Source organism: Qipengyuania flavescens (assembly GCF_029688735.1).
Classification (GTDB): Bacteria; Pseudomonadota; Alphaproteobacteria; order Sphingomonadales; family Sphingomonadaceae; genus Qipengyuania.
This window is the reverse complement of record NZ_JARULD010000001.1, coordinates 334956-361022: the sequence shown is the minus strand read 5'-3', so window position 1 is coordinate 361022 and position 26067 is coordinate 334956. Positions and strand designations below refer to the sequence as shown.

The following is a 26067-nucleotide window of genomic DNA, read 5'->3' as shown; positions in this document are numbered from 1 at the left end:
GTCAGGCCAAAGCCTTGATCGCCGCTTCGAACAGCTTGCGCCCGTCGGTGTTGCCATGGGCAGGCTCGATCGCGCGTTCGGGGTGCGGCATCATGCCGAGGACGTTGCCCGCCGCGTTGAGGACGCCGGCGATATCGCGGCGCGATCCGTTGCAATTCTCGGCATAGCGGAAGGCGACGCCGCCTTCGCCTTCGATGCGGTCGAGCGTTTCGTCGTCGGCAAAGTAATTGCCGTCGTGATGCGCGACCGGGATGTTGATCGTCTCGCCCGCCTCGTAGCCGCTCGTGAACAGCGATTGTGCGTTCTCGACCCTGAGCGGGACGGTGCGGCAAATGAAATGCTGGCTGGCATTGCGCATCAGCGCGCCGGGCAGCAGGCCGGCCTCGGTCAGGACCTGAAAGCCATTGCATACGCCGAGCACCGGGACACCGCGATCCGCAGCGGCCTTGACCGAGCGCATGACCGGGCTGTTCGCCGCCATCGCGCCCGACCGCAGATAGTCGCCGTAGGAGAAGCCGCCGGGCAGGGCGATGAAATCGAGCCGCTCGGGCAAATCTGCATCGCCATGCCAGACGCGCAGCGGCGCGCTGCTGGACACCTGCTCGATCGCCACTGCCATGTCGCGGTCGCAGTTCGAGCCGGGAAAGGTGATGACGGCGGCGCGGAAAGACATCAGCCGACCTTCTCGATGCGGTAATTCTCGATCACCGTATTGGCCAGCAGCTTGCGGCACATTTCATCCAGCGCTTCGTCGCTGGTGCCGTCTGCCACATCGAGTTCGACCGTCCGGCCGATGCGGACATCCTCCACGCCTTTAAAGCCGAGCCCTTCCAGCGCGTGGTGCACGGCGCGGCCCTGCGGGTCGAGCACGCCGGGCTTGAGACTGACGAGAACGCGGATTTTCATGAGATGCCTTTCGCTAGCGCGAGTGTGCGCGCGCCTATGCCGCGAAGCGCGCGGCACTTCAAGACGAGCGGCAGGCTTTTGCCGCATCGCGACGGTGTTCCGGCGACATACTCTGTAGCCGCGATGCAACATAGGTTACAGATTGGTGACGCATCTCGCAGTTGCAGCAGGCGGATAGCCGGCGAATCGGCTATCGAGCCACAAGTCGCATTCGACCTTACCCTCCAAACGCCCCGCGAGGATCGCGCGGGGATCAAGCAGGACCTTTCCATGACCCATCGCATTCGTGCCCGCCGCCTGTTCGGTATAAGCCTGGTGGCGCTCGCCGCCGCCGCTTCGCAGCCCGCTTTCGCGCAGGACGAGCCGACCGGCGCCGAACAGCAGGGCGATGGCCAGCTCAACACGATCGTCGTGACCGCCAACCGCCGCGAAGAGAACCTGCAGGACGTGCCGGTGTCCGCCGCCACGCTCGATGCCGACACGGTGAAGACCATCTTCGACGCCGGGGCCGAAGTCACCGCACTCGCCGCACGCGTGCCCGGCCTGTTCGTCGAGAGCTCGAACGGGCGTGCCGCCCCGCGCTTCTACATTCGCGGCCTCGGCAATACCGATTTCGACCTTGCTGCCTCGCAGCCGGTCTCGGTGGTGATGGACGATGTCGTCCTCGAAAACGTGACGCTCAAGAGCTTCCCCATCTTCGATATCGAGCGCATCGAGGTGCTGCGCGGTCCGCAGGGTACGCTGTTCGGTCGCAACACACCTGCCGGCATCGTCAAGATCGACACCGTGCGCCCCGGCGACACCTTCGAAGCGCAAGGCTCGATCAGCTATGGCAGTTTCGATTCCATCTCGCTCGATGCAGGCATCACCGTGCCGCTGGCGGATATCGCCTCCGTCCGCGTGTCGGGGCTGTGGCAGAGCCGCGGCGACTACATCGACAACGGCTTCACCGGCGAAGAGGATGCCTATGGCGCCTATGACGAACTCGCAGGTCGCATCCAGCTGCTGCTGACGCCGACCGACCGGCTGAGTATCCTCGGTTCGTATCAGTTGCGCGACCTCGAAGGCACCTCGACGCTGTTCCGTGCCAATATCCTCGGGCCGGGCGATAACGAGCTGAACTAGAATTACGACCGCAAGACCGTGTTCTACGACGCGGGCGCGGGCAACCAGGCGCAGTACGAGGCCGACATCGCGACCATCCGCGTCGACTACGATGCCGATTTCGCCACCGTCACCAGCATCACCTCCTGGGCCAACAGCGAGGGTTCCAGCCGCGGCGATATCGACGGCGGCTTCGGCGCGGCCTTCCTGCCGGTGAGCGGCCCGGGCTTCATCCCGTTCCCCTCCGACACGCAGGACTCGATCGAGCTCGACCAGTTCACCCACGAGGTGCGGCTTGCTTCCGACACCGGCGGCACGCTGGACTGGCAGGTCGGCATGTTCGTCTTCGAGAGCGATTTCAACGTGACCACCGTCGGCTTCGATTTCCCGCCTTCCGTGACGGTCCGCCACACCAACGATAGCTGGGCGGTGTTCGGCCAGCTCTCGGCGCAGGTGACCGACGTGCTCAAGCTGACCGGCGGCCTCCGCTGGACCGATGACGAGAAGCAGTTCGGCGTGACCTCGCCGTCCTTCATCTCCGGTCCCGGCCTGCAGTTTCGCGAAGTCGAGGACTCGCGCCTTAGCTGGGACCTCGCCGCCTTCCTCGACGTGAGCGACGATGCCAGCGTCTTCGCACGCGTCGCCAACGGCTTCCGTGCGCCGACCATCCAGGGGCGCGACGTCGCCTTCGGCGCGCCGCCCTCGATAGCCCTGTCGGAGAAGATCACCAGCTACGAAGTCGGCTTCAAGTCCGAGCTGGCCGACCGCCGCGTGCGCCTGAACGGCGCGGTCTATTACTACACGATCGAAGATCCGCAGTTCTCTGCCGTCGGCGGCGCAGGCAACCTTGTGCAGCTGGTCAATGCGGAGAAGGGCCGCGGCCTCGGCTTCGAGCTCGACAGCGCCTTCCAGGTGACGCCCGATTTCCTGATTACGGCCGGCCTCAGCTGGAACGACACCAAGATCCAGGACGAGAACCTCGCCGTAGGCATCTGCGCGCAGTGTACCGTCATCGATCCGACCGTCGTCCTGTCCGGCACCACGCGCGCGCTGGTGGACGGCAACCCGTTCCCCAATGCGCCCGAATGGATCGCGGACGTAACGGCGCGTTACGGTTTCCCGATCGGCAATGGCGGCGAAATCTTCGCCTTCACCGACTGGGCCTATCAGGGCGCGACGAACTTCTTCCTCTACGAGAGCGAGGAGTTCAACGCGAACAACCAGATCGAAGGCGGCCTGCGCGTCGGCTATGCCCGCACCGACGGCAGCCTCGAAGTCGCGGCCTTCGTGCGCAACATTACCGATGCCGACAATGTGAAGGGCGGCATCGATTTCAACAACAATACCGGTTTCGTGAACGACCCGCGCGTCTTCGGCGTGTCGGCCCGCGTCCGCTACTGATTGAAATCGTCACGGGGGAAAAGGCCGGGAGGGTGAATGCCTTCCCGGCCTTTTTGTCGTCCGCCGGATTTATTCGCCGCTGCCTTCCGGGACGACGGCAATGCGCAGCACGCCGTTGGCGGTCAGGTAGCGCCGGGCGAAAGCCTGGATGTCGGCGGCGGTGATCTCGCGCAGCCGCGGCTCGTAGCGACGAATGCGGTCGAGGCGGTCGGCGCGCAGCTGGGCGCTTTCGAGCGCGCCGACCCAATAGCTGTTCTCGCGCCGCTGCTTGGCGATACGCTCCACCAGCGGGTTGCGGGCGCGTGCCAGCAGGTCGTCGTCCACTTCCGTCTCACGCATCTCGGCGGCGATTTCGTCGATGGCGTCGAAGGCCAAAGCCTGCTTCGCCGGTTCGACGATGGCTAGCGCGCCGAGATAGCCGAAGCCGTCGAACGCGCTCGACATGCTGGAATAGGCCTCGGGCGAATAGGTCGCGCCAAGCTCCTCGCGCAGCTTTTCCGTCAGTCTGAGGCTGATGACAGCTGCGGCAAGCTGGCCGGTAATCTCCGCCTTATGATCGTCGTCGTCATCGGTCGGCCAGGCGACATGGACAAGGCCCTGATCGGCCTCACCCTTGTGGTAGAGCGTGCGCAGGCTGCGATCCTGCGGGAAGGCAACCTGCCGCGCTTCGGGGTAGTCGCGCAGTGCCTCGGGTCGCTCCGGCAAGGCACCGAAGGTCCGCGCGACGGCGTTGATCACCTGCTGTTCTTCGAAATCGCCGACCACGGCGATCTCGATCGCACCCTGTTCGAGCCCCGGCGCGACGGCGGCACGCAAGTCTTCGAGCGTCAGCCCGAGCAGTTCCTGCTTGTCCAGCGTCCCGAAGCGCTTGTCTCCTCCGGCGATCACGCGGCGAACCTCGTTGCGGAAGACGTTGATCGGCGAGGCGTCGGTCTGCGCAATGAAGGGCGGAATGATCGCATTCCAACGGGCCTCGGCTTCGGCGCGATAGCCGGGAGCCGTCAGATAGGCTGCGGTCACTTCCATCTGACGCTCAAAATCGGCTGCCTTGGTGGTTCCTGCGGCATGGAAGTGATCAGTTGCGGAGGCGATGCCGAGGCTCACATTCCGCCCCGCCAGGATGCGGCGCAGCTCCTCGAAACCGTGCTGCTCCAGCCCTGCAAGTCCGTAGACCGAATTCAGCATCATCGTCGCGCCTGGATGGTCCAGCCCGTAGCCCAGCTCGCCCGCGCCGATGCGGACATGAAATCGAACTTCGTTGTCCTTGAATTCGGTCGGCTTGAGATTGAGCCGCACATTATTGTCGAACGTCAGCGCGCGGAAGCCGAGATCGTCGATCCGCTCGTCCGCCACCACCGTGCCGGGCGTGCCGAAATCGGTGTATGCGAAGTCGGCGGTCGCCTCCTCGACGGGCGGCGCGACCGCAACCTCTTGTGAGATTTCATAGCTTGCCAGGATCGCCTCCTCGCCTCCCTCGACCGGAACTTTGGAGGCCACTAGGATGAGCGGGCCAGAGCCGGTGAAGGCTTGCCTGAAAGTCGCATGGACCGCCTCCGCCGTCAGTTCCGGGCGGATCTGCTTGAACACGTCGTACCGGGTTGCCGGCGTCACGAAGGGCCGCTCGTCGGATAGCGTTGCGATAAGGCCATTCGCCAGCGTCGCGCTGGGCCGCGTCGCCTGCCGCTCTGCGCCGTTCTTCAGCGCCGTATCGAGGTTGGTCAGCGCTTCGGTGATCTCGCTGGCGGTGAAGCCGAATTCGAGCGCGCGGCGGATCTCCTGCTCTCCGACTGCGAGCGCTTCGTCCCAGCGATCCTCGCGGGCGTAGACGGTGACTCCTGCATGCGTTGCGACATCCTGAAAATCGGCAATCCGCATCCCCGCGCGCAGGACCGGAGATTCGGGCGATAGCGCCAGCTTCTGCAAACGGCGATTGACGATTTGCGAGGCGACGCCGATCTGGAATGCCCGGCGCGCCTCGGCAACGGTCGTGGGGCGCTCGACGTAAGGCGACTGGCGGGTTATCTCGACGATATAATCGATTGCCGGATCGACGAAATTGGTCGCTGCGGGAGCGCGTTCGAAATCGATCTCGCCGACGTCGGTCACGAATAGCGGCTCTTCCGGCTTCTGCCAGTCAGCGAAGCGCTCCTGGATCTTGGCCTCGATCATGTCGGGATCGACATCGCCTACGATCACCAGCGTGGCATTGTCCGGCCGGTAATAGCGCTCGTACATCGCGCGCAATTGTTCGGCGGTTACCGTGGCGGTGGGGCCGGCACCATCGGGACCGGGATAGCGCGTGGCGTAAAGCGTGTCCGGAGCGAGCAATTTGAAGGAGGTGCGGGCGTTGCGCGCCTGATAGCTGTTCCGGGTCTGGATTTCCGACTGCAGGATGCCGCGCTCCCGATCAACCGCGTCTTGCGTGATCGTTAGCTCCGAGCCGATCTCGCGCATCAGCATGAGACCGGTATCGATCAGGCTCTCGTCATTGCGAGGCAGGGCCAGCTTGTAGATCGTCTCGTCGAAGCCTGTCGAGGCATTGGTGTCGGCGCCGAACTTCAGCCCCTCGCGCTCGAGCAGCTTGATCATCTCGCCCTCGGGCACATTGGTCGACCCGTTGAAGGCCATGTGCTCGATGAAGTGCGCGGCGTTTAGCTCTCCGTCGAGTTCGTCGATGAAGCCGACGTCGTAGCGCATGCGCAGCACCACCTCGTTCTGCGGCGTCGCATTGCGCATGATTGCGTATTTCATGCCGTTGTCGAGCGTGCCGAAGCGCACGGCGGGGTCGGCGGGGATGTCGTAGACGGGGAAGTTCCAGCCGGTGACAGTGCGCGGCTCGATTTGCGTCTCAGCGGCCTGCTCCGTTTCCTGTGCAACTGAATGAACAGGCATGAGGCAGGCCGCCGCTGCCAGAGCGAGCAGGGGCAGGCCGGCAATGCGCCGGCGCGGGGTGAAGCTGGTCATGAAATGCGTCCCGATTGCGCCGCAACAGCGGCAAGTCCGGACGTCAGCCTAAGGCAAAATCGCCGTGCCGCAAGCGGAGCGCGCCGCAATAGTGCGTGCGCCCTATGCCTATTTCTTGGGTTTGACCGGGGAGCGCAAGCGGCTGCGATGCGCGCTCATGTCGAGCACTTCGCCGGGGCCGTTGTCGTCGTCCTGCAGCAGCTTCAGGCGGCGGGCGACTTCCTGATAGGCTTCGCTCTCCCCGCCGAGGTCACGGCGGAAGCGGTCCTTGTCGAGCTTTTCGCCGGTGTTGATATCCCACAGGCGGCAGCCGTCGGGACTGATTTCGTCGGCCAGGATCACGCGACTGTAATCGCCGTCCCAGATGCGGCCGAATTCCAGCTTGAAATCGACCAGCTTGATGTCGATCGCGGCGAACATGCCTGAGAGGAAATCGTTGATGCGGATCGCCATGCTGGCCATGTCCTGCAGCTCTTCGTGGCTGCACCAGTTGAAGCAGGCGATTTCCTCTTCGGACACCAGCGGATCGCCCAGGCTGTCGTCCTTGTAGCAATATTCGAGCAGCGTATGCGGCAGCAGCTCGCCTTCCTCGATGCCGAGGCGCTTGCTGAGCGAGCCCGCCGCGACATTGCGCACGATCACTTCGAGCGGGATGATCTCGACCTGGCGGATCAGCTGTTCGCGCATGTTGAGGCGGCGGATGAAGTGGGTCGGGATGCCGATGTGGCTGAGGCGAGTGAACACGAACTCGCTGATGCGGTTGTTGATAACGCCCTTACCGTTGATCGTGCCCTTCTTCTGGGCGTTGAAGGCGGTCGCATCGTCCTTGAAATACTGGATCAGCGTGCCGGGTTCGGGACCCTCGTAGAGGATCTTGGCCTTGCCTTCGTAAATCTGGCGGCGACGTGCCATGCAGCTGTTCCTTCGCGCTTAAAAAGCCTGCGCCCCGGTGGCGGAATCGGATGCGACCGCTGCCCGGGGCGTTCGGCAAGCCGCATACAGAAGCGGCCCAGCTAAAGCAATCAGTGGACAGTTGGGGCGTCTTCTTCGACTGCCGGAGCATGATCGCGCTTCAGCTTCTCGATCAGCCGGCCTAGCGTGGCGCGCTGTACCAAGACGCTGAACAACACTGCAGCGAAGGTTGCGGCGAGGATCAGGTCGCGCGTCTCGCCGGGCGGCAGAGACAGGGCGAGCGCGATGGAGATGCCGCCGCGCAAGCCGCCCCACCAAAGCACGCGGCCTGCGCCTTTGTCCTGCAATCGCGCGGCGGGAATGGCCTTGGTCGAAACGAGGATACCGATCGCCCGCGCTGCCAGCGTGATCGGAATGGCAACCAGCGCCAGCGCCGCTTCGTCGAAGCCGACGGTCAGCACGATCATTTCCAGCCCGATGAGCAGGAAGAGGACCGAATTGAGCAGCTCGTCCACCAGCTCCCAGAACTTCACGACATAGTCGCGAGTCACATCGCTCATGGCGTAGGTAACCCCTTGGTTGCCGATCAACAGACCGGCCACCGCCATCGCCAGCGGGCCCGAGATGTGGAGGTAGGAGCACAGCGCATAGCCGCCCATCACCACCGCCAGCGTGATCAGCACCTCCAGCGTATATTCGTCCATGCTGGCGAGCGCGCGATAGCCGATCCAGCCGAACAGCAGCCCAACCAGGATGCCGCCGCCCGCTTCGATCGCGAACAGCCGTGCGCCTTCGGACAGGGAGAAATCATTGCCGCTCACCGCCGCGCCCAACAGGATGATGAAGACCACGATGCCCACGCCGTCGTTGAACAGGCTTTCGCCCGCAACTGCGCTCTGGAGCGATGCGGGGACGTTCTCTTCCTTCAGCACGCCGAGCACCGACACCGGATCGGTCGGGGCGATCAGCGCGCCGAAAACGAAATACCAGATCGGCGCGATCGGCAGAGCGAGCAGCATGCCGACGCCCCACATGGCGAGCCCGACCAGCACGGTCGAAACAAGAACGCCCACTGTGGACAGCAGCAGGACCGGCAGCCAGGCGACCTTCAGCCGGTCGAGATCGACATGCAAGGCACCAGCGAATAGCAGGAAGCTCAGCATACCCTGCAGCAGTGTTTCGGTGAAATTGAGCTGCTGGAGCGTCTCGGTCACCCAGTCGTCCAGCGTGATGCCTGGCACAACCGCATCGACCGCCGTCAGCGCGATCGCCGCCAGCGCGCCCATCACCGTCAACCCGATGACGTGCGGCAGCTTGATGAAGTGATGATTAAGCCAGCCCAGCAGGGCCGAAGCGACCACGAGGATCGCGGCAAGTTCGAAGGCGGATAGCGCGCTGCTGGCTGTCTCGTGCATCTCGGAGGGGTTAGCGCGGCATCACGCCAGCACAACCCTCAGCCGCAAAGTTTCGCTGCCGTGTTCGCCACCCGCTTGCCGAGATAGCGCGCGCCATCGAGTTCGACCTTGCTCGGCTGGCGCGATCCGTCGCCATCGGCGATCGTGGTGGCACCATAGGGCGCGCCGCCCTTGACCTCGTCGACGCCGACCAGTCCTTCGAAACCGTAATCGAGACCGACCACGGTCATGCCCATGTGCAGCAGATTGTTGAGGATCGACCACAGCGTCGTCTCCTGCCCGCCATGCTGGCTCGCGGTGGAGGTAAAGGCTGCGCCGACCTTGCCGATCAGCGCACCCTTCTGCCATAGTCCGCCGGTCTGGTCCCAGAAGGCTGCCATCTGGCTGCTCATCCGGCCATAGCGGGTGGGACTGCCGACGATGATGCCATCGTACTCCGCCAGTTCGTCCGGCCCGCCGATGCAGCTGTGGCCTTCCATCTGCTGGAAACCTGCGCTTTCCACCACTTCCTGCGGAGCGGTTTCGGGCACGTGACGTACCGCTGCCTCGGCGCCCGCCTCGCGCACGCCTTCGGCAATTGCCTCTGCCATCTTGGCAGTGTGGCCGTAGGACGAATAATAGAGCACGAGGATGCGGGTCATGGGGGATTCCTTTTTGTTCGGTTCGATGGTCATAGCGTGCAGCGAGCGCGGGGGTTCCGCATGATGGGAAGTCCTGTCCTGCCATGGCGCTATCGCCATTCCGGCCTCCTCGTCGGCTCGCAGATCGAACTCGAGGCGTGGGAAGCATTTCGTACCGATGACGAGGGCGAGCCGGATATCGCGATACTGCTGTCCGACGAACCATGTCCCGATTGTCCGAGCGACGGCCGCACCGGCATCGGCGAGCAGGGTGTGCGGTTCGCCGTGGACGGGGTTGGGGGCTGGCAGGTGCAGGAAGGAAGGCGCATCCTGCTGCATCCCTCGCTCAGCGCCGATCCGCGCGAGTTGCAATTGTTCACGCTCGGCAGCGCTTGGGGTCTGCTCGGCTACCAGCGCGGACAGGCGATGTGGCATGGCAGCGCCGTCGAGCTGGACGGGCGGTGCGTGCTGTTCTGCGGCGAGGCGGGCGAGGGCAAGAGCACCATGGCGGCGGCGATGATCGCCGGCGGCGCGGCGCTAGTGGCGGACGATCTCAGCCGTGCGGCACCGGACGAAGGCGCTGCGCTTCTCTACCCGTCGAGCAGCCGGCTGAAGCTTTGGAGCCAAGCGATCGAGCATCTCGGCTGGGAGGACCGCATCATCGTGCGGGACTGGCTGCGCGACGACAAGTTTCACTGTCGGGTCCCCGCGCACCATGCGGGCGCGGGCGCCATGCCGCTCGACGCGATCGTGGTGCTCCAAAGCGGAAGCGAACTCGCGCTGGATCGGCTGACCGGTGGCGCAGGGCTGACGGCGGTGCTCGCCGGGACGATCTACCGGCCCGAGGCGCTGGAGGAGATGGGCTTATGGACGCAGCAAGGTGCTATTGCGGCGCAGATCGCGGCACAGGTCCCGGTCTATCGCCTGACCCGTCCGCGCGATCTGGTGGTGCTGGATAAAAGCGTGAATGCAGTCACGGAAATGCTGAAATCGCTCGGGTAGCGAAGTGGTGCCCAGGGGCGGAGTCGAACCACCGACACGACGATTTTCAATCGTCTGCTCTACCACTGAGCTACCCGGGCACACGGCTTCGGCAAAGGGGGCGAACAAGCCCCCGCGAGCAATGAGAGCGCGCCTATGGCGAAGCTGGCGCGCCTTGGCAAGGGGGAATTCAGTCTTCCCGCCCGCCCGTCACCTCCGCCGCGATTTCTTCGGGCAGGGCGGGGCGGCCGGGCACGCTGTAACCATCGCCGAACCACTGCGACAGGTCGCGGTCGCGGCAGCGGCTGGAGCAGAACGGGCTGAATTCCTCGCTCCGGGTTTTCTTGCAGATCGGGCAGGGCTTGGCAGGCTTAGTCATGCGGCACGATCTGGGCCTGCGCCGCCTCGATCGCAAGACCGGGATCGGTCTCGACGCGCGTTGGGCGACCGGTGCGGCGTTCGAGTTCTGCGAGCCACTCCGGCTTCAGCTTGGCTTTCAGCGCGGGATGGACCGTCAGAAGGGTCACGCCCGGGCCCTCGACCATTTCCGCCCGGCGCAGCGCCATGCGCACGGCCATGCCGACGCGGGAGGTCGCAAAGCGGTGTAGCAGCGAGGGGACTTCGAGCCGCGCGACGATCTGGACGAAGCCGAAGCCGTTCATGGCGGTGCGCTCGTGGGGCCAGTCCGCGAGCGCGTGTTCCAATGCTGCGTCCACCGCTTTGCGGTCCGCCTTGGTTGCAAGAGTGGGGAAGTCGATCCCGATGGACCCACCGAGATCGAACAGCGGCAGCCAGCGCGCGATTTCCGGCACGGCAGCCAACGCAAGCTCGCGAGGGGACAGGTCCCCGTCGATGTCGATCAGCGTCATCGCCGGCGTTACGGCGAATAGCAGCGATCCGCCGCTGAATTTCACTTCGCCGGAGGATGCAGCGTGCCAGATGTCCTCCCACGCACCGTCAGGAAAACTCCGGACGGGTTTTCCGGCTTCGATCGGACTGTCCGCCGGTGCGGATGTCGCCGTCGTCGGGCGAGCAGCCGCCAGCTTGAAGCGACCGCGTTCGGTCATGGCGGTGCGCGTGATTGTGAGAGGGATGGTCGCGCCCTCGCTCGCATCGCGAGGCAGGCGATCGACAAGGACCTCTCGGCCCGACGGATGCGCGGCCATGCCGCGCGATCCAGACTTGCGGAGCAGTTTGCCTTCGAATGCCTCGCCGGGAACAAGCTCGCCCGGCCAACGCAATTTCGCGGCTACGGGCTTGTCGCCATCCATCGACAGCGCGCGCGTCTCGCCGATGCCATGCTCGACGAACCACTCCGGCCTGGTCTCAGGCAATGTCGAACCCCGCCGCTTTCAGCAATGCACGTGTTTCGTACAGCGGCAACCCGACCACGCCAGAATGGCTTCCCTGAATGCGGCTGATGAGGCCCTCCGCGATGCCCTGAATGGCGTATCCGCCCGCCTTGCCGTCCCATTCGCCACTGGAGAGATAGGCGTCGATCTCTTCTGCAGAGAGGCGCTTGAACAGGACCGCCGTCTCGCTCAACCGCTCGCGCATCGTGCCGTCGGGCGCACGCAGGGCAATGGCCGATAGGACGCGGTGGCGGCGGCCGGAAAGCAGTTCGAGGCACTGGCGCGCAGTCGCCTCGTCCTCCGCCTTGGGCAGGATGCGGCGACCGGCCGCCACGACCGTGTCGCCCGCCAGCACGAAGCCATCGTCGGCCGCGGCAGCTTCCGCTTTCTCGCGCGCCATACGCTTGGCATAATCGCGCGGCAGTTCGGCTTTGCGCGGCGTCTCGTCGATATCGGCGGGAGCGATGGCATCCGGCGTGACGCCGAGGCGCGCGATCAGTTCGCGCCTGCGGGGACTTGCCGATGCAAGGATGAGCTTTGGCGAGCTCACGCGCGTTTACTGCGGGCCGGGGCCCTGGCCCGGGCCACCGCGGCCGGGCATGAAGCGATAGGTTATGCGGGCCTTGGTCAGGTCGTAGGGCGTCAGTTCGCACAGCACCTCGTCGCCCACCAGCACGCGGATGCGGTTCTTGCGCATCTTGCCGGCCGTGTGGCCGAGCACTTCATGGCCATTCTCGAGCTCAACCCGGAACATCGCGTTCGGCAGCAGCTCGACTACCTTGCCGCGCATTTCGAGGAGTTCTTCTTTGGCCATGCAGTCTGTCTATCCGTATCTGAGTGAAGCTTCGTGGTCGCGCCCTGTAGCGGCAAGCCTGCGAAAAGGGAAGCCTCGGCGCTCGTCGCCGCGCCACGGGTCGCTGTCCGACCAATGTGGGATGCGCTTCGACCGGTTACAATCCGATACGTCATCACCTGTTGTAACGGTGAAGGGTTTCCTACACTGACGGAGGAGAGGGGCGGTTACATCGAAATACGAAAGCTGATCCCTTGAAGCATTGCCTTGCAATTACCGTCTCGCTCGCCGCGCTTGTTTCCGCGAATACTGGTCTCGCGCAAGAAGCGTCCGAGATCGCGCAGGAGCCCGCTAACGACGCGCAGGAGACCGAAGAGCCGGAATACGACGACGACACGATCGTCGTCACCAGTAGGCGAATTCGCGGCCAGCTGATCGTGGATCAGCCGCCCATCGCCGAGTATGATGAAGAGGACATCGCAGCTTTCGGCGGCGGTTCGATCGCCGACATCATCGAGGCGATCCAGCCTGCCACCAGTAGCGGAGCCCGTGGCAGCCGCGGCGGCGGACGCCCGGTTTTCCTGATCAACGGGATCCGCGTGTCGAGCTGGCGCGAATTCCGCTCCTACCCGCCGGAGTCTGTCGCCAAGATCGAGGTCTTTCCCGAGGAAGTGGCCCAGCGCTTCGGCTATTCGCCCGACCAGCGGGTGGTGAACATCATCCTGAAGCCCAATTTCCAGAGCGTCACTGCGGAGGTCGAATACGAGCAGCCTTCGCGCGGCGGCTATTCCTATAACGAGCAGGAACTCACCTATCTGCGGATCGGCGAGAAAGGTCGGCTCAACTTCAATGCCGAAGTCGAGGATCGCAGCCTGCTCACCGAGGCGGAGCGCGGCTTGGCCATCGAAGGGCGCGAAAACGAAGCCCCATTCCGCTCGTTGGTGTCCGACACCTGGGCTGGCGAGCTGACCGCGAATTATGCGCGCGCCTTCATGGAGAGTGGCGATTCCATCAGCCTGAACGCCACCCTCAACCGCGACCGTAGCCGTAGCCTGTCGGGGTTGGCGAACGACGGTCTGACACCGCTCGAACGGCGTAGCGAAACCGACACGATCTCGCTCGGCGGGACCTTCAATTCCGCATTCGGCGACTGGAAAGCCAATTTCATCTCGGACGCGGTTTTCACGGATGGCGAAACGCAAATCGACCGGTTCGGCGCCTCGGGCTTCGATGTCGCCGACAGCAAGACCTACAGCATCACCAACAACGCGACCCTCACCGGCTATCCGCTCGCACTTCCGGCGGGCGACGTGGCCGTAACGCTGGATGCGGGTCTCGACTGGACGCGGCTCGAGAGCGCCGACACACGCTCCGATACGGATCTGTCACTCACCCGTAGGCGGGTCGACGGCGGCATCAATCTCGCCGTACCCATCGCCGAACGCGACGGAGCGCTGGGAGCCATCGGCGATCTCAGCCTGAACCTGTCCGCGGGGATCGACGAACTGTCCGACTTCAGCGTGCTGACCGACTGGACGGCTGGCGCAACCTGGCGGCCGTTCGAGAACCTGACGCTGGGCGCGACCTATTTCCGCCGCGAAGTCGCGCCGAGCCTGACCAATCTGGGCAGCCCGCGGATCGACGAGTTCAACGTGCCGGTGTTCGACTATGCCAGCGGGGCGACCGAGCTGGTCACCCTGGTCACCGGCGGAAATCCTAACCTCGTCGCGGAAACGCAATCGGACTGGAAGTTCTCCGGCAATTGGCGCCTGCCCTTCTGGGAGGATGCGCGGCTGAACTTGGAATACGGGATCAATCGCTCCAACGATGTTACCTCTACGCCCGGCTTCAGCGCCGCCTTCGAGGAAGCCTTCCCCGACCGTGTGACGCGCGATGCCGATGGCGACCTATTGGCAATCGATCGCCGCCCGATAACCCTGTTCGAAACGCGCAGCCGTATTCTGTCGATCGGGTTCAACGCGCGCGGGCAGATCGGCAAGGCGCCCGAGCGGGGTGAACGTTCCGGGCGCGGAGCAGGGCGTGAAGCGCAGCAGCGCGAGGCAGGCGCGCGTGGCGGCTTCGACCCTGCGCGCATGGAAGCGCTGCGCAAGGCCTTCTGCGGAGTGCCGCAAGGCGAGATGCCGGACCTCTCGCAGATCCCCGAACAGTTCCGCGCACGCCTATTGGACGACAGCGGCAATCCCGATCCCGAGAAGATCGCCGCTGCGCGCGAGCGTTTCTGCGGAGAGGGCGCCGAGCAGCGCGAACGATTTGCCGCCATGCGCACCGCCATCTGCGCCGATCCGCCCCAACTCGATGGCTTGCCGGAGGCCATGCTGGCCCGGCTAAGGAACGAGGATGGGGAGATCGACCCCGAGCGGCTCAAGGCACTGCGTGAGCGGATGTGTTCTGCCGATGGCGCACGGACGGGAGGTCAGGCCAGCCGAGGTGGCGGGCGACGTGGTGGGATGAACCCTATTAACCGCGGCGGCGACGATGAGGACAAGCGACCACGCTATTTCTTCAGCGTCAATTTCGATCGTGCGCTGGAGAACGAGATACTTCTAACAGACGGCGGGCCGCTGTTCGACCAGCTCGCCGGCGATGTGCTGGGCGGCGGCGCAATTGCCGAGAACTCTGCTCGGCTGGAGGGTGGGCTATTCTGGCAGGGCTACGGCTTGCGGTTGTCGGGCCGATACACCGGAAAGGCGCGGCTCAACGGCAGCGGTCTGCCCGGGTCGAGCGACCTGTTCTTCGACGATCTTGCGACCCTCGACCTTCGGCTCTTCGCCGATCTCGGCGAGGTGTTCGACAAGGACGAGGGCTGGCTCAAGGGCCTGCGGGTCTCGCTCAAGGCCGACAATATTTTCGACGCGCGCCGCCGCGTGGTGGATGAGGACGGTGTCGTGCCAGATGCCTACGATCCGCTGCGGATCGACCCCACGGGGCGCTATCTCGGCATCGACGTCAGGAAGGCGTTCTAGCGGGTCAGTGCAGGCGCGATCGCGGGAAAGCGATATTGGCGATGCCGCGCGGTCTGAACTTATGCCACTCGCCTTCCGGCTGGGCGAGGCGGTCGGCGATGGCATAGACCACTGCCGGATTGACGCCGAGGCCGATGTGGCTGGCGATCACCTCGATGTTCTCGCAGCATTCGTGATCGGCCGCCTGCACCGATCCGCGCCAGTGGACCACGCCGTCGCCCTTGGTCAGGATCGAGGTGGTCGGCACCGGCGGCGCCTTGGCGAGATCGCGGAAATTGCCGGTCTGCATCGGTTCGGGTTCGCGTCCGTTGAGGAGTTCGAACAGCCGCCGCGCATTGGTGTGATTGCGATCGTCGCTGATCGGGCTGCCGAGGCTGATGACCATGCGGACTTTTTCGGGTGCCAGCTTGGCGAGCTCGCGGGCGAAGACCCCGCCGAGGCTCCAGCCGACGATCGAAATCTTGTCGCCGGTGCGCGCGTGGATTTCATCCACGCAGGCCATCATCGCTTCGATCCGAGCGTTGTCGACCCGCAGGTTGCGCCCGAGGTTCCAGCCGACCGCATCGTAGCCGAGCCGCTCCAGCATCGTGCGCAAGGGCCGCGTCGAGGCATCCGACGCCATGAAGCCGGGCAGCACCAGCACGCCATGTCCGTCGCCCTTCGGCAGGCGCTTGAGCAGCGGCCGCAGCGCCAGGAAGCTGGCGAATTCGCCCATGGCTCGGCTCGGCTCGGTCAGGGCAAGCAGCGTGTGCGGCGGGCGCGCTTCGGTTGCCGTCTTGGCAGTTGCGGTAGTCATGATGTTTGCGATCCTTTCCCTTCTCGGGTGGCCGTCGAACGGCTGGTGGCCCGTTTCGTGCCGGTTTTCTTCGGCTTGGCGGGCGCTTTCGTTGCAGCCTGCTTCTTCGCGGCAGGCTTTTTGGTCGTAGTCGCGCCTTTCTTCGGCGCAGCTTTCTTGGCGGCGGGCTTCTTCGCCGGGGATTCCGCCGCCGCTTTGGCCGCATCGCGCAGTTCCTCGAAGCTTTCGACGATGCACTCGATGTAGAAATCGGGATCGGGCAGCAGTTCGCGGCAGGCGGTAAAGCTGATCGTCGCTTCGTCGGTATAGCTCTGCACCACATGGCCCAGACCCATGCCGTCGGTCAGGCAGACGAGGCCCATCTGGCTCTCCAGCCGCGCGCCGCTCGAATAGATCGGCACCGGCGGGCCAGGGACATTGGTCACCACGGTCGAGAAGATCGGGCCGACCCCCCGATTGGCGAGGCCGAGGCGGGTATAAAGCTGCGCGCCGAGGCTCATCCACAGGGCCGGGCTGACCTTGCTCGCTTCGGTCATGTTGCGGGCGCCCATCGCCTCGGTCATCGCTTTCGAGTTCTTGGTGCGGTCGTGGCAATATTGCAGCCGCTCCAGCGGGTCCTCGATATGCGTGCCCAGCGGGGCGACCATGGCGGCGACCTGGTTGCCCATGTCGCCCTTCTCGTCCTTGGTGCGGACCGAGATCGGGGCCATCGCGGTAAGCGTTTTCTTGGGCAGGTCGTCCTTGGCGAGCAGGTATTTCCGCAGCGCGCCGCCGACGATAGCGAGGAACACATCGTTGACCTTTGCGCTGTCGACCGCCTGCCGGATCATCTTGATATCGGCAAGCGGCACGCTGCGCCCTTCGACCACGCGGTGACCCGAAATCTTGCGGTTGAAGCGGGTCTTGGGCGCGATCATCTCGCGCGACAGGTCGAATTCCTTGGCGACCATGCCCTTCAGAGCCTTGGCGAGGCCGGGCGCAGCCTTGGCCGCGACTTCCAGCTGCTTCATCGGATTGGTGATCGCGTTGAAATAGCTCTTGCCGAGCAGTTCGACGGGATTGGGCACCTTCTCCGGCTGCCATTCGTCCGGGGACTGCGGGGCGGCCTCGTTCGGATCGAGCGTGTGCATCGCCTCCAGCAGATCGACCCCGCTCATCCCGTCGATCGCGGCGTGGTGGACCTTGGTCACCATGGCGTAGCTGCCTTTCGCAACGCCTTCGATGTTCTCCAGACCCTCGACCACGGTGAACTCCCACGGCGGGCGCGTCAGGTCGAGCGGGCGGGCGAAGATGCGCGCCGCCTGGATGCACAGCTGTCGCCAGTCGCCTGGCTTGGGCAGAGCGATATGGCGGACGTGATATTCGAGGTCGAAGTCCGGGTCCTCGATCCAGTAGGGATAGTCGAGGTCGAAGGGCACGCGCACCAGCCGCTGGCGGATCGTGCGGGAAAGCTGCATGCGGCTTTCGAAGAAACTCAAAATGTCCTTGAAGCGGACGAAGCCGCCGGGCGCGGTCTCCGGGTTGTAGATCAGGATCGAGCCGATGTGCATCGGCGAATTGCGCGTTTCCAGCGCGACGAAGCTCGCATCCATGCCCTGGAGTTGGCGCATGTAGTTCCTTTCCGCGCTACCCCATACCCGTTGCGAGCGTGTGGCGGCATCCCCTGCGCGGCCCGTGTTTTCACGGGTCCGTCACATGGCAAGCTAGCGATTCCGCGGGTCCGGTCAACTTGCCGCGCCCGTCAATGCCTTCCCTAGCGGCAGCGATTCACAACGCCTCGGCCGCCGCGACGCCGCTCGCCCAGGCCCACTGGAAGTTGTAGCCGCCCAGCCAGCCGGTGACGTCGACTGCCTCGCCAATGGCGTAGAGCCCGGGAATTCGCTTTGCTTCCATGGTCTTGCTGGAAAGCTCGGCTGTCGAAATACCGCCGACGGTCACCTCGGCCTTGGCGAAACCTTCGGTCCCATTGGGGCGGAATTCCCAACGCCGCAACCGCTCTTCCGCGGCCCGCAATGCCTTGTCGGGCGCGTTGCCCAGTTCGGTCGATATGCCCAGCTTTTCGGCGAGAATGTCCGCCAATCGGTCGGGCAGGGCATCGCGGAGCAATGATTTGAGAGTGGCGCGCGGCATCTCGCGCTTGGCGTCGAACAGCCAGCCATCGGCGTGACCGGGCAGGAAGTTCACGACCACCGGCTCGCCCGGCGACCAATAGCTGCTCGCCTGTAGGATCGACGGGCCGGACAGGCCGCGATGGGTGAACAGGGCGGCTTCGGGGAAGCTGGCCTTGCCCGCGCTGGCGACGACCGGCGCGGAGACGCCCGAGATCTCGCGGAAAAGCACCTCTTCGCCGCCGAGAGTCAGCGGGACGAGGGCGGGGCGCGGCTCGACCACCTTGAGCCCGAACTGGCGGGCGAGATCGTAGGCGAAACCGGTTGCGCCCATCTTCGGGATCGACGGCCCTCCGGTGGCGATGGCGAGGGCCGGTGCGCTGTAAGCAGCTGTCTGGGTCGCAACGGTGAAATCGTCGTCATGCTCGACCGAGGCGACCTCCTCGCCGCAACGCACGTCCGCGTCGCCTTTCGCGCATTCCTCCAACAGCATTGCCACGATCTGCTTGGCCGAGCCGTCGCAGAACAGCTGGCCGAGCGTCTTCTCGTGCCAGGCGATGCCGTAGCTCTCGACCAGTTCGAGGAAATCGCGCGCCGTGTATCGGGCCAGCGCGCTCTTCGCGAAATGCGGATTTTGCGAAAGGTAATTCGCCGGACCCGCGCCGATATTGGTGAAATTGCACCGTCCGCCGCCCGAGATGAGGATTTTCTTCCCCGGCTTCTCCGCGCGTTCGAGCACCAGCACGCGCTTGCCCCGCCGGCCCGCCCTCGCGGCGCACATCAGCCCGGCGGCGCCTGCGCCCAGCACGATCGCATCGTAACGCTCCGCCATGTCAGCCCTCGTCGAGCGCGTAGTCCGGCTGCTGCCGCGCGGCGACGAAATACAGCACTGCGCCGACCACCAATATGCCGCCGAGCACCAGCCAGGCCTGCAACGCGGTCTGGCTCGCGATGAACAGCGAACTGCCGACCGCGAAGATCACGCAAGCGAGGTGCAGTGGCACGATCCGCCCCTCGCGATGCTCCAGCACGGGGAGGGCACAGCTGGTCACGATATAGGTCACCAGCCGGATCAGCGTGCCCGCCACCGCCAGCACGGTAAAGCCCTCCCACAGCCCGAACAGGATGGCCGCCACGCCGTAGAACAGGATGGCGTTGAACGGCGTCAAGAATCGCGGGTGCACATAGGCGAACCAGCTCGGCAGCATGCCGCGCCGCGCCATGCCGTACATCAGCCGCGGCTGGGCGACGCCGCTGGCGAAATTGTTCGCCCCGATGCTGAAGCTGGCGGCGATCACGATGGCGAGCGACCCGATCTGGCCCATCGCCGCTTCGGCGGAGCCGGCCAGCGCATTGTTCTCGCCCGCGAATTCGGGACCGATCAGGATGAAGGCCCAGATCACCGCCATGTAGATCAGCGTCACCCCGCTCACCATGGTGACGATCGACAGCGGCACGTCGCGCTTGGGGTTCTTGAATTCGCCCGCCGCCTCGATCACGCCCTCGAAGCCGATGAAGGCGTAGAATGTAAGCAGGATCACCGTCTCGACCTGGCTAAACTGCGGGAGAGTAACAGCGCCCAGCTCTCCACTGGCGAAGAATGCCGACACCACCAGCGCGGCCAGCGGCAACAGCTTGATTGCGGTCATGACGCCCAGCGTCCCGACCGAAGCGCGCATGCCGTAAAGATTGATCGCGGTGATGATCGCCAGCCCGACAGCCACTGCAACCGGAGCTGCGACCGGCCCGTCCAGTCCCGGAAATACCACCGCGAGATAGGCGACCATCACATGCATGTTCGCCGCCGCCGTGACGATGGCGCTGACATAGCGTGCCCAGCCCGCCTGGAAGCCGACGAAGCGACCGAACGCTGCCTCGCCATAGAGCACCGAACCGCCGCTATGTTCGAACCGCGCGCTCATCCAGGCATAGCACAGCGCCAGCGGCAGGAAGAGCACGCCGCCAACCAGCATCATCCACGGCGCGAAATTGCCGACGGCCGCCACCAGCACGGCGGGAAGGGCGAAGATCCCGGCCCCGATCATCCCGTTGAGCGGGAACAGCGCCGTCCCCCAGAAGCCGACCGTGCGCGGCGGTGCGATGTCTTTCCCGTCCATGGCGGGTGGGGATGGCGGCAAACGCGGCTTTGCACAAGCGGAGTGCGCGCACTATCTGCCACCCATGTCGCGCACGAAAGCCGGTTCCCCCCACGACCCGAGAGGCAAGGAGCGTTTCCACGAGGAACGCGCGACCTATACCGTCGCCAGCGCGCAACCCGATCTGGAAGCCGGGCTCACGGCGATCCGCGAGACGGTGAAGACGCTGAAACCCCGCCCCGGCGTCTACCGCATGCTCGATGCGCGGGGCGACGTGCTCTATGTCGGCAAGGCGCGCAGCCTGAAGGCGCGGGTGGCGAATTACACGCAGGTGAAGGCGCTCACCAACCGGTTGCAGCGCATGGTCAGCCAGTGCCGCCGGATGGAGATCGTGGTTACGAACTCCGAGGCTGAAGCGCTGCTGCTCGAAGCGCAGCTCATCAAGCGCTATCGTCCGCCGTTCAACGTGCTGCTGCGCGACGACAAGAGCTTCCCCTTCATCCTGCTGCGCGCCGACCATGCCTATCCGCGCATCCAGAAGCATCGCGGCGCGCGGCGGGCCAAGGGCAATTACTATGGCCCCTTCGCCAGCGCAGGCAGCGTGAACAAGACGCTCAACGCGCTGCAGAAGCTGTTCCTGCTGAGGAGCTGCACCGACAGCTTCTTCAACAATCGCGACCGGCCCTGCCTGCTGTACCAGATCAAACGCTGCTCCGCCCCCTGCGTCGGCCGGATCGACGAGGCGGGCTATGCTTCGCTGGTGCGCGAGGCGAAGGATTTCCTCGGCGGCAAGTCCAGCGCGGTGCAATCCGACCTCGAAAAGCAGATGGCTAAGGCGGCGGAGGATCTCGACTTCGAAACGGCTGCGATCCTGCGCGACCGCCTGCGCGCGGCGACTTTCATCCAGGGCAGCCAGGCGATCAACGCCAGCGGCGTCGGCGATGCGGATGTCTTCGCGCTGGCGGCCAAGGGCGGCCACATGGGCGTGCAGGCCTTCTTCATCCGCGGCGGGCAGAACTGGGGCCATCGCGCGATCTTCCCGCGCAATACGGGCGATGTGGAGGAGGCGGAGGTGCTCGCCGATGTGCTGCTGCAATTTTATGAAGAGGTGCCGCCGCCCAAGACCATCCTCGTCGATCGCGAACTCCCCGAGCAGGAGCTGATCGCCGAGGCGTTGTGCGAAAAGGCCGGACACGCCGTCGCCATCTCCATTCCCCAGCGCGGCACACGGCGCAAGCTGATGCAGCAGGCGACGCGCAACGCGGTGGAAGCGCTTGAGCGGCGGCAGGCGGAGAGCGGTGCCAAGGCGAAAATCCAGCGCGAGCTCGCCGAATTCCTCGAGCTGGAGGATGTGCCGCAGCGCATCGAGGTCTACGACAACAGCCATATCCAGGGCGACAAGGCGCTGGGCGCGATGGTCGTCGCCGGGCCGGAAGGGTTCGAGAAGGGCCAGTACCGCAAGTTCAACATCAAGACCGCACAAACCAATGACGATTTCGGCATGATGCGCGAGGTGATGAGCCGCCGCTTCCGCAATCTCGCCGAGAACCCGGACGGCGAGGAGGGCAAGAAGAACAGCCACGAGACCGTCTGGCCCGACCTCGTCCTGATCGATGGCGGCAAGGGCCAGATGTCCAGCGTGCGCGATACGCTGGCGGAAATGGGGATCGAGGACTTGCCCCTGATCGCCATCGCCAAGGGCCCGCACCACGGCCGCGAGGGGCGCGAAGTGTTCCACTTCCCCGACGGTCGCGAGAAGACGCTGCCGGTCAACTCGCCGCTGCTATTCTATCTCCAGACGCTGCGCGACGAAGTCCACCGCTACGCCATCGGGGCCCACCGCGCCAAGCGCAGCCGCGCGATCACGGCCAGCCCGCTGGACGAAATCCCCGGCATTGGCCCCTCACGCAAGCGCGCGCTGCTGCTGCATTTCGGAACGGCGGGGAAGGTGCGGGCGGCCGCGCTCGACGACCTGAAACGCGCCCCCGGCATCAGCGCGGCGGTCGCGCAGAAGATCTACGATTTCTATCACGCGGGGGGGTAGAGCAGGCTTCGCGCCCGCTTACCCCTCGATCACACCCTCTTCCGCGCGCAGCCGCCGCGCCTGGAAGGCGAAGCGGGCGGCCTTGCCGACGTCGTTCTGGAACGAGGAATTGACGATTCCGCCGACCACCGATCCCACCAGCGGCACGACCATGCCGATGCGGCTGCGGACGGAGGCGAATGCAAGGGCGCGGCTGATGCGCTCGACCACCTGGTCGACGATGGGCGTGATGCGTTCGTGGTCGGCGTGGACCAGCTGGCCTTCCCCGCCGATGCCCTGTTCGAGATCGGCGATGCGGGCCTTGCGCTGCTCCGGATCGTTCAGCGCGGCGAGCTCTAGGATCTGGAGGCGGAACAGCTTCTCCGCCTCGCCTTGGCCTTCGAAGCCATAAGCGCGGCCCGTGTCGCGGATGACGCGCAGGGCAATCGCGATCGTCGCTGGAATGTCGGCGCTCATCGACAATGCGCCGCCCAGGCCCGCCGCCGCACCGGTCGTCGCGCTGACGCTGCGTGCCGCCCGGGTGACCTTCTCGGCAGCCCGATGGGCCGCGTCAAAATCCTTGGGTTCGTGATCAAAGCGGACCAGCTGCGGCGCGTCGACGGCCCGGTCGAGGCCGTTCAGGATCATCTCGACTGCGCGCTTAGGCACCAGATCGGCGAGGGTCTTACCCAAGGGGTGGGTGAGCCGTTCGATGCCCCTGCCGAGGCGCGACGGCTTGCTCTGGCGAAAATTCCGCTGCTCGCGTTGAATGTCCATACAGGGGCAATGGCCGACAGGCTGGCGCGTTCCAGTTCTCCTAGCGTTATGCGGGGTTACCGTCTCACCGCCGATTTCCGGACGCGTTTGCGCCGGATCAAGGAAATGGCCTTGCACTCGGAATAACGTTGTCAGGCAAGTACGGCACTGGGGGCATGTCTGTTGCGGAACAATCGAGAAGGAGACGCATCATGAAATCCATCCTGTTCAACGCCACCGGCGACGACGGCTTTTCGAAGCGCCTCGACGCGGTGCTCGACATTACGCGCGCGTTCGATGCGCATCTCACCCTGTTGCATGCGGTCCCTTACGAGGCTGCCGGCGCAGTCGATCCCTATGGCGCAGCCTTCGCTGCGATGGTTCCGGTCTGGCGCGAGCAAGCGGCCGCGCTGAAGGAAACAACGCAGAAGGACATGGCCAACGAGGGCGTGTCGTGGGACTGGGTCGATGCCGCCGGGCCGACGGCCCTCGCGCTGCTGCACGCGTCCTCGCTCAACGATCTCGTCGTAGTCGGCGCGCAGGAACCGCGCACCAATGCGAAAGGCGCGTCGTTCACTGCCGGGGAGCTGGCGGTGAACGCCGATTGCCCGGTGCTGGTGCTGCCGGCGGATTGCCAGCGCTTCGAAGTGGGCGCACCGGTACTGGTCGCCTGGGACGGGTCGGCGGAAGCGAGCCACGCGCTGAAAGCAGCGGTGCCCTTTTTGCGCCAAGCGAGCCACGTCTATCTGGCAACTGCAAAGGAAAAGACGCGCAAGGGACGCGCGGGCAGCTTGCCGGATTTGCCTCCGGTCGCCGGAGCGGACTACCTCTCGCGCCACGGCATCGCTTGCGAGATGGTCGAGATCGGCGAGGACGAGGACGGTGTCGACGCCGCGCTGCGCAAGGCCGCAGAAGCGCGCAAGGTCGGGCTGATCGTGATGGGCGCCTATGGCCGCACCCGGCTTGCCGAGCGAATCTTCGGCGGAACGACCCGCGCCATGTTGGGCGATGTGACGGTGCCACTGCTGCTCACGCACTGAGCGCGGGCGGTCAGCTTAGCCTTTCGCAGGCTTGCGCTTCCCCTTGAAGGGTTTGCCGCCGCCCGGCTTGCCCTTCTTGAAGGGAGGCTTTCCGCCGGGGCGCTTGCCCGGACCGCCATGATCCCGCTTGCCCATCAGGCGGGCATGGACCTTCGCTCCACCGTGCTTGCGGTTCTGGCGCGCCTCCACGCGGGGGCCCTCCGGCGATTCGACGATGGCGATCGCGTCCTGCTCGTCTTCGGGCGAGGCGGTGCGGGCCACGGCGTCGGCGAACTTGCCAGCGACGGCGCGCGGCACCTGGAACCAGCTTTCGTGCTGGCCGATGCGGATCGCGCCGATTTCGTTACGGGTGATGTGCCCGCGGCGACAGATCAACGGGAGGATCCAGCGCGGCTCGGCATTGTGGCGGCGGCCGATGTCCATCTTGAACCACACCACATCCTCGAAGCCGGGGCGATGCTTTTCGGCCTTCGCCTTCTCTCGCGCCTCGGGCGTGTTGGCGAGCAACTCTTCGGGCGCGGGCAGATCGGCGCGGTGGGCATGGACAAGCGCGGCGGCGATGTCCTCCGGGCTCATGCGGCTCATGATGTCGGCGGCGATCTCGCGGTCGTCGTCCTCGAACTCGCGCGGCTCGGTGATCGCTTCGATCAGGCGCGTGCGATCTTTTTTGCGGATCGCTTGCGGGGTCGGCGCGTCCATCCATTGCGCGTCGATCCCGGCACCGCGGAGCATGCCTTCGACCCGGCGGCGGCGGTTGTAGGGCACTACGATGGCCGCAGTCCCCTTGCGCCCGGCGCGCCCCGTCCGGCCCGAGCGGTGCTGGAGTGTTTCCGCATCGCGCGGGATCTCGACATGGATCACGAGGCTTAGCGACGGCAGGTCGATCCCGCGCGCCGCAACGTCGGTCGCGACGCACACCCGCGCGCGACCGTCCCGCAGGGCTTGCAGCGCACTGTTGCGCTCGCTCTGCGAATGCTCGCCGGACAGGGCCACGACGCCGAAGCCGCGGTTCTGCAAGGTCGCGTGTAGCCGCCGCACGCTCTCGCGCGTGGCGCAGAATGCGATGGCCGTCTCCGCCTCGTGGAAGCGCAGCAGGTTCACCACCGCATTCTCGATTTCCGACGGGCCCACGGTGATTGCTTGATAGGCGATGTCGCCATGCCCGCGATCCTCCCCCACGAGGGAGAGGCGCAGTGCATCGCGCTGGTACCGCTCGGCCAATCGTTCGATCTGGCGCGGCATGGTGGCGGAGAACAGCAGCGTGCGCCGCGCATCGGGCGTCGCGTCGAGGATCTCTTCCAGGTCCTCGCGAAAGCCCATGTCGAGCATCTCGTCCGCCTCGTCGAGGACCACGCCGATCAGGCCGGAGAGGTCCAGCGCCCCGCGCTCGATATGATCGCGCAGGCGCCCGGGTGTGCCGACAACGATCGCCGGGCCGCCGCGCAGATTGCGGCGTTCCTTGCTCGCATCCATCCCGCCGACGCATGTCGCGATGCGCAGGCCTGCCCCGCCATAGAGCCAGCCGAGCTCGCGGCTGACCTGCAGCGCCAGCTCGCGTGTGGGTGCGATGACGAGGGCGAGGGGCTTTTCGGCCAGCGGCGTGCCGCCCAGTTCGGCAAGCAGCTCGTCTGCCAGCGCGAGGCCGAAGGCGACGGTCTTGCCGCTGCCGGTTTGCGCCGACACGATGAGGTCGCGGCCCTTGGCCTCGGGTTCGATAACGGCAGCCTGGACGGAAGTGGGCGCATCATAGCCGCGTGCGGCGAGCGCATCGCCGATCACCGGCGGAAGGGTTTCGAAGGACATGGAATCTCGTGTG

The 26067-nt window shown here is 65.4% G+C and carries 22 protein-coding genes and 1 tRNA gene; 6 read left to right on the top strand and 17 right to left on the bottom strand.

The genetic code is table 11. The annotated features are described in order from the left end of the window. Position 1: 1 nt before the first annotated feature. Positions 2-673: a phosphoribosylformylglycinamidine synthase subunit PurQ gene (gene purQ, locus P8R33_RS01810; RefSeq protein ID WP_278327278.1), complete on the bottom strand. Its 672-nt coding sequence runs from the start codon at positions 671-673 to the stop codon at positions 2-4. Further along, complete coding sequence (gene purS, locus P8R33_RS01805) at positions 673-906, bottom strand: phosphoribosylformylglycinamidine synthase subunit PurS (protein ID WP_278327277.1); 234 nt, start codon at positions 904-906, stop codon at positions 673-675. The genes purQ and purS overlap by 1 nt, the downstream gene beginning before the upstream one ends. A 270-nt stretch (positions 907-1176) precedes the next feature. On the opposite strand from purS, the gene P8R33_RS01800 reads away from it, so the two are divergent. After that, a complete protein-coding gene (locus P8R33_RS01800) occupies positions 1177-2031 on the top strand; it encodes a TonB-dependent receptor (protein WP_278327276.1) in 855 nt (284 codons plus the stop codon). An 18-nt stretch (positions 2032-2049) separates the two neighbouring features. After that, positions 2050-3411, top strand: a complete 1362-nt coding sequence (locus tag P8R33_RS01795) for a TonB-dependent receptor (RefSeq protein WP_278327275.1) — start codon at positions 2050-2052, stop codon at positions 3409-3411. Positions 3412-3480: 69 nt separating this feature from the next. Here the strand turns inward: P8R33_RS01795 and P8R33_RS01790 are convergent, their stop codons facing one another. The 4 genes from P8R33_RS01790 to wrbA all read right to left on the bottom strand — a co-directional run bounded on the left by P8R33_RS01790 (position 3481) and on the right by wrbA (position 9343). Further along, a complete protein-coding gene (locus tag P8R33_RS01790; protein WP_278327274.1) occupies positions 3481-6375 on the bottom strand; it encodes a M16 family metallopeptidase in 2895 nt (964 codons plus the stop codon). 108 nt (positions 6376-6483) lie between these two features. Next, positions 6484-7287, bottom strand: a complete 804-nt coding sequence (gene purC, locus P8R33_RS01785) for a phosphoribosylaminoimidazolesuccinocarboxamide synthase (protein WP_278327273.1) — start codon at positions 7285-7287, stop codon at positions 6484-6486. A gap of 110 nt (positions 7288-7397) precedes the next feature. Further along, the gene (locus tag P8R33_RS01780) at positions 7398-8702 is read right to left on the bottom strand and encodes a cation:proton antiporter (protein ID WP_278327272.1); all 1305 of its coding nucleotides are present in this window, start codon (positions 8700-8702) and stop codon (positions 7398-7400) included. Positions 8703-8740: 38 nt separating this feature from the next. Beyond that, a complete protein-coding gene (wrbA, locus tag P8R33_RS01775; RefSeq protein WP_278327271.1) occupies positions 8741-9343 on the bottom strand; it encodes an NAD(P)H:quinone oxidoreductase in 603 nt (200 codons plus the stop codon). Between the two features lie 60 nt (positions 9344-9403). Here wrbA and P8R33_RS01770 point away from each other — a divergent pair, with 60 nt between their 5' ends. Next, the gene (locus P8R33_RS01770; protein ID WP_278327270.1) at positions 9404-10324 is read left to right on the top strand and encodes a phosphoenolpyruvate carboxykinase (ATP); all 921 of its coding nucleotides are present in this window, start codon (positions 9404-9406) and stop codon (positions 10322-10324) included. A 5-nt stretch (positions 10325-10329) separates the two neighbouring features. Here P8R33_RS01770 and P8R33_RS01765 read toward each other — a convergent pair. The 5 genes from P8R33_RS01765 to infA all read right to left on the bottom strand — a co-directional run bounded on the left by P8R33_RS01765 (position 10330) and on the right by infA (position 12469). Then, a tRNA-Phe gene (locus P8R33_RS01765) sits at positions 10330-10404 on the bottom strand. Between the two features lie 89 nt (positions 10405-10493). After that, positions 10494-10682: a DNA gyrase inhibitor YacG gene (yacG, locus tag P8R33_RS01760; RefSeq protein WP_278327269.1), complete on the bottom strand. Its 189-nt coding sequence runs from the start codon at positions 10680-10682 to the stop codon at positions 10494-10496. Continuing rightward, positions 10675-11637, bottom strand: a complete 963-nt coding sequence (locus P8R33_RS01755) for a ribonuclease E/G (protein WP_347569023.1) — start codon at positions 11635-11637, stop codon at positions 10675-10677. Before P8R33_RS01755 ends, yacG begins: the two co-directional genes overlap by 8 nt. Beyond that, positions 11630-12205 (bottom strand): Maf family protein, encoded by a 576-nt coding sequence (locus tag P8R33_RS01750; protein WP_278327268.1) that lies wholly within the window; start codon positions 12203-12205, stop codon positions 11630-11632. The genes P8R33_RS01755 and P8R33_RS01750 overlap by 8 nt, the downstream gene beginning before the upstream one ends. A gap of 6 nt (positions 12206-12211) precedes the next feature. Beyond that, the gene (infA, locus tag P8R33_RS01745) at positions 12212-12469 is read right to left on the bottom strand and encodes a translation initiation factor IF-1 (protein ID WP_011413465.1); all 258 of its coding nucleotides are present in this window, start codon (positions 12467-12469) and stop codon (positions 12212-12214) included. 233 nt (positions 12470-12702) lie between these two features. On the opposite strand from infA, the gene P8R33_RS01740 reads away from it, so the two are divergent. Further along, the gene (locus tag P8R33_RS01740) at positions 12703-15432 is read left to right on the top strand and encodes a TonB-dependent receptor (protein ID WP_278327267.1); all 2730 of its coding nucleotides are present in this window, start codon (positions 12703-12705) and stop codon (positions 15430-15432) included. 4 nt (positions 15433-15436) lie between these two features. Here P8R33_RS01740 and P8R33_RS01735 read toward each other — a convergent pair whose 3' ends face one another. The 4 genes from P8R33_RS01735 to P8R33_RS01720 all read right to left on the bottom strand — a co-directional run bounded on the left by P8R33_RS01735 (position 15437) and on the right by P8R33_RS01720 (position 20453). Further along, positions 15437-16228 carry an esterase/lipase family protein gene (locus P8R33_RS01735; RefSeq protein WP_278327266.1) on the bottom strand — a complete coding sequence of 264 codons (792 nt, stop codon included), beginning with the start codon at positions 16226-16228 and terminating at the stop codon, positions 15437-15439. Further along, positions 16225-17838: a WS/DGAT/MGAT family O-acyltransferase gene (locus P8R33_RS01730; RefSeq protein WP_278327265.1), complete on the bottom strand. Its 1614-nt coding sequence runs from the start codon at positions 17836-17838 to the stop codon at positions 16225-16227. The genes P8R33_RS01735 and P8R33_RS01730 overlap by 4 nt, the downstream gene beginning before the upstream one ends. Before the next feature lie 157 nt (positions 17839-17995). Further along, a complete protein-coding gene (locus tag P8R33_RS01725) occupies positions 17996-19168 on the bottom strand; it encodes a BaiN/RdsA family NAD(P)/FAD-dependent oxidoreductase (protein ID WP_278327264.1) in 1173 nt (390 codons plus the stop codon). Position 19169: 1 nt separating this feature from the next. Next, positions 19170-20453 carry an APC family permease gene (locus P8R33_RS01720; protein WP_278327263.1) on the bottom strand — a complete coding sequence of 428 codons (1284 nt, stop codon included), beginning with the start codon at positions 20451-20453 and terminating at the stop codon, positions 19170-19172. Positions 20454-20517: 64 nt separating this feature from the next. Here P8R33_RS01720 and uvrC point away from each other — a divergent pair, with 64 nt between their 5' ends. Further along, on the top strand, positions 20518-22476 hold the full coding sequence (gene uvrC / locus P8R33_RS01715; RefSeq protein WP_278327262.1) for an excinuclease ABC subunit UvrC: 1959 nt from the start codon (positions 20518-20520) through the stop codon (positions 22474-22476). Positions 22477-22494: 18 nt separating this feature from the next. On the opposite strand, the gene P8R33_RS01710 is transcribed toward uvrC, so the two are convergent. Then, positions 22495-23232 (bottom strand): EcsC family protein, encoded by a 738-nt coding sequence (locus P8R33_RS01710; RefSeq protein ID WP_278327261.1) that lies wholly within the window; start codon positions 23230-23232, stop codon positions 22495-22497. A gap of 191 nt (positions 23233-23423) precedes the next feature. Between P8R33_RS01710 and P8R33_RS01705 the strand changes: the two genes are divergently transcribed. Continuing rightward, positions 23424-24251, top strand: coding sequence for a universal stress protein (locus P8R33_RS01705; RefSeq protein ID WP_278327260.1), 828 nt, complete (start codon positions 23424-23426; stop codon positions 24249-24251). 15 nt (positions 24252-24266) lie between these two features. Here P8R33_RS01705 and P8R33_RS01700 read toward each other — a convergent pair whose 3' ends face one another. Further along, positions 24267-26054: a DEAD/DEAH box helicase gene (locus P8R33_RS01700; RefSeq protein WP_278327259.1), complete on the bottom strand. Its 1788-nt coding sequence runs from the start codon at positions 26052-26054 to the stop codon at positions 24267-24269. Positions 26055-26067: the final 13 nt, after the last annotated feature.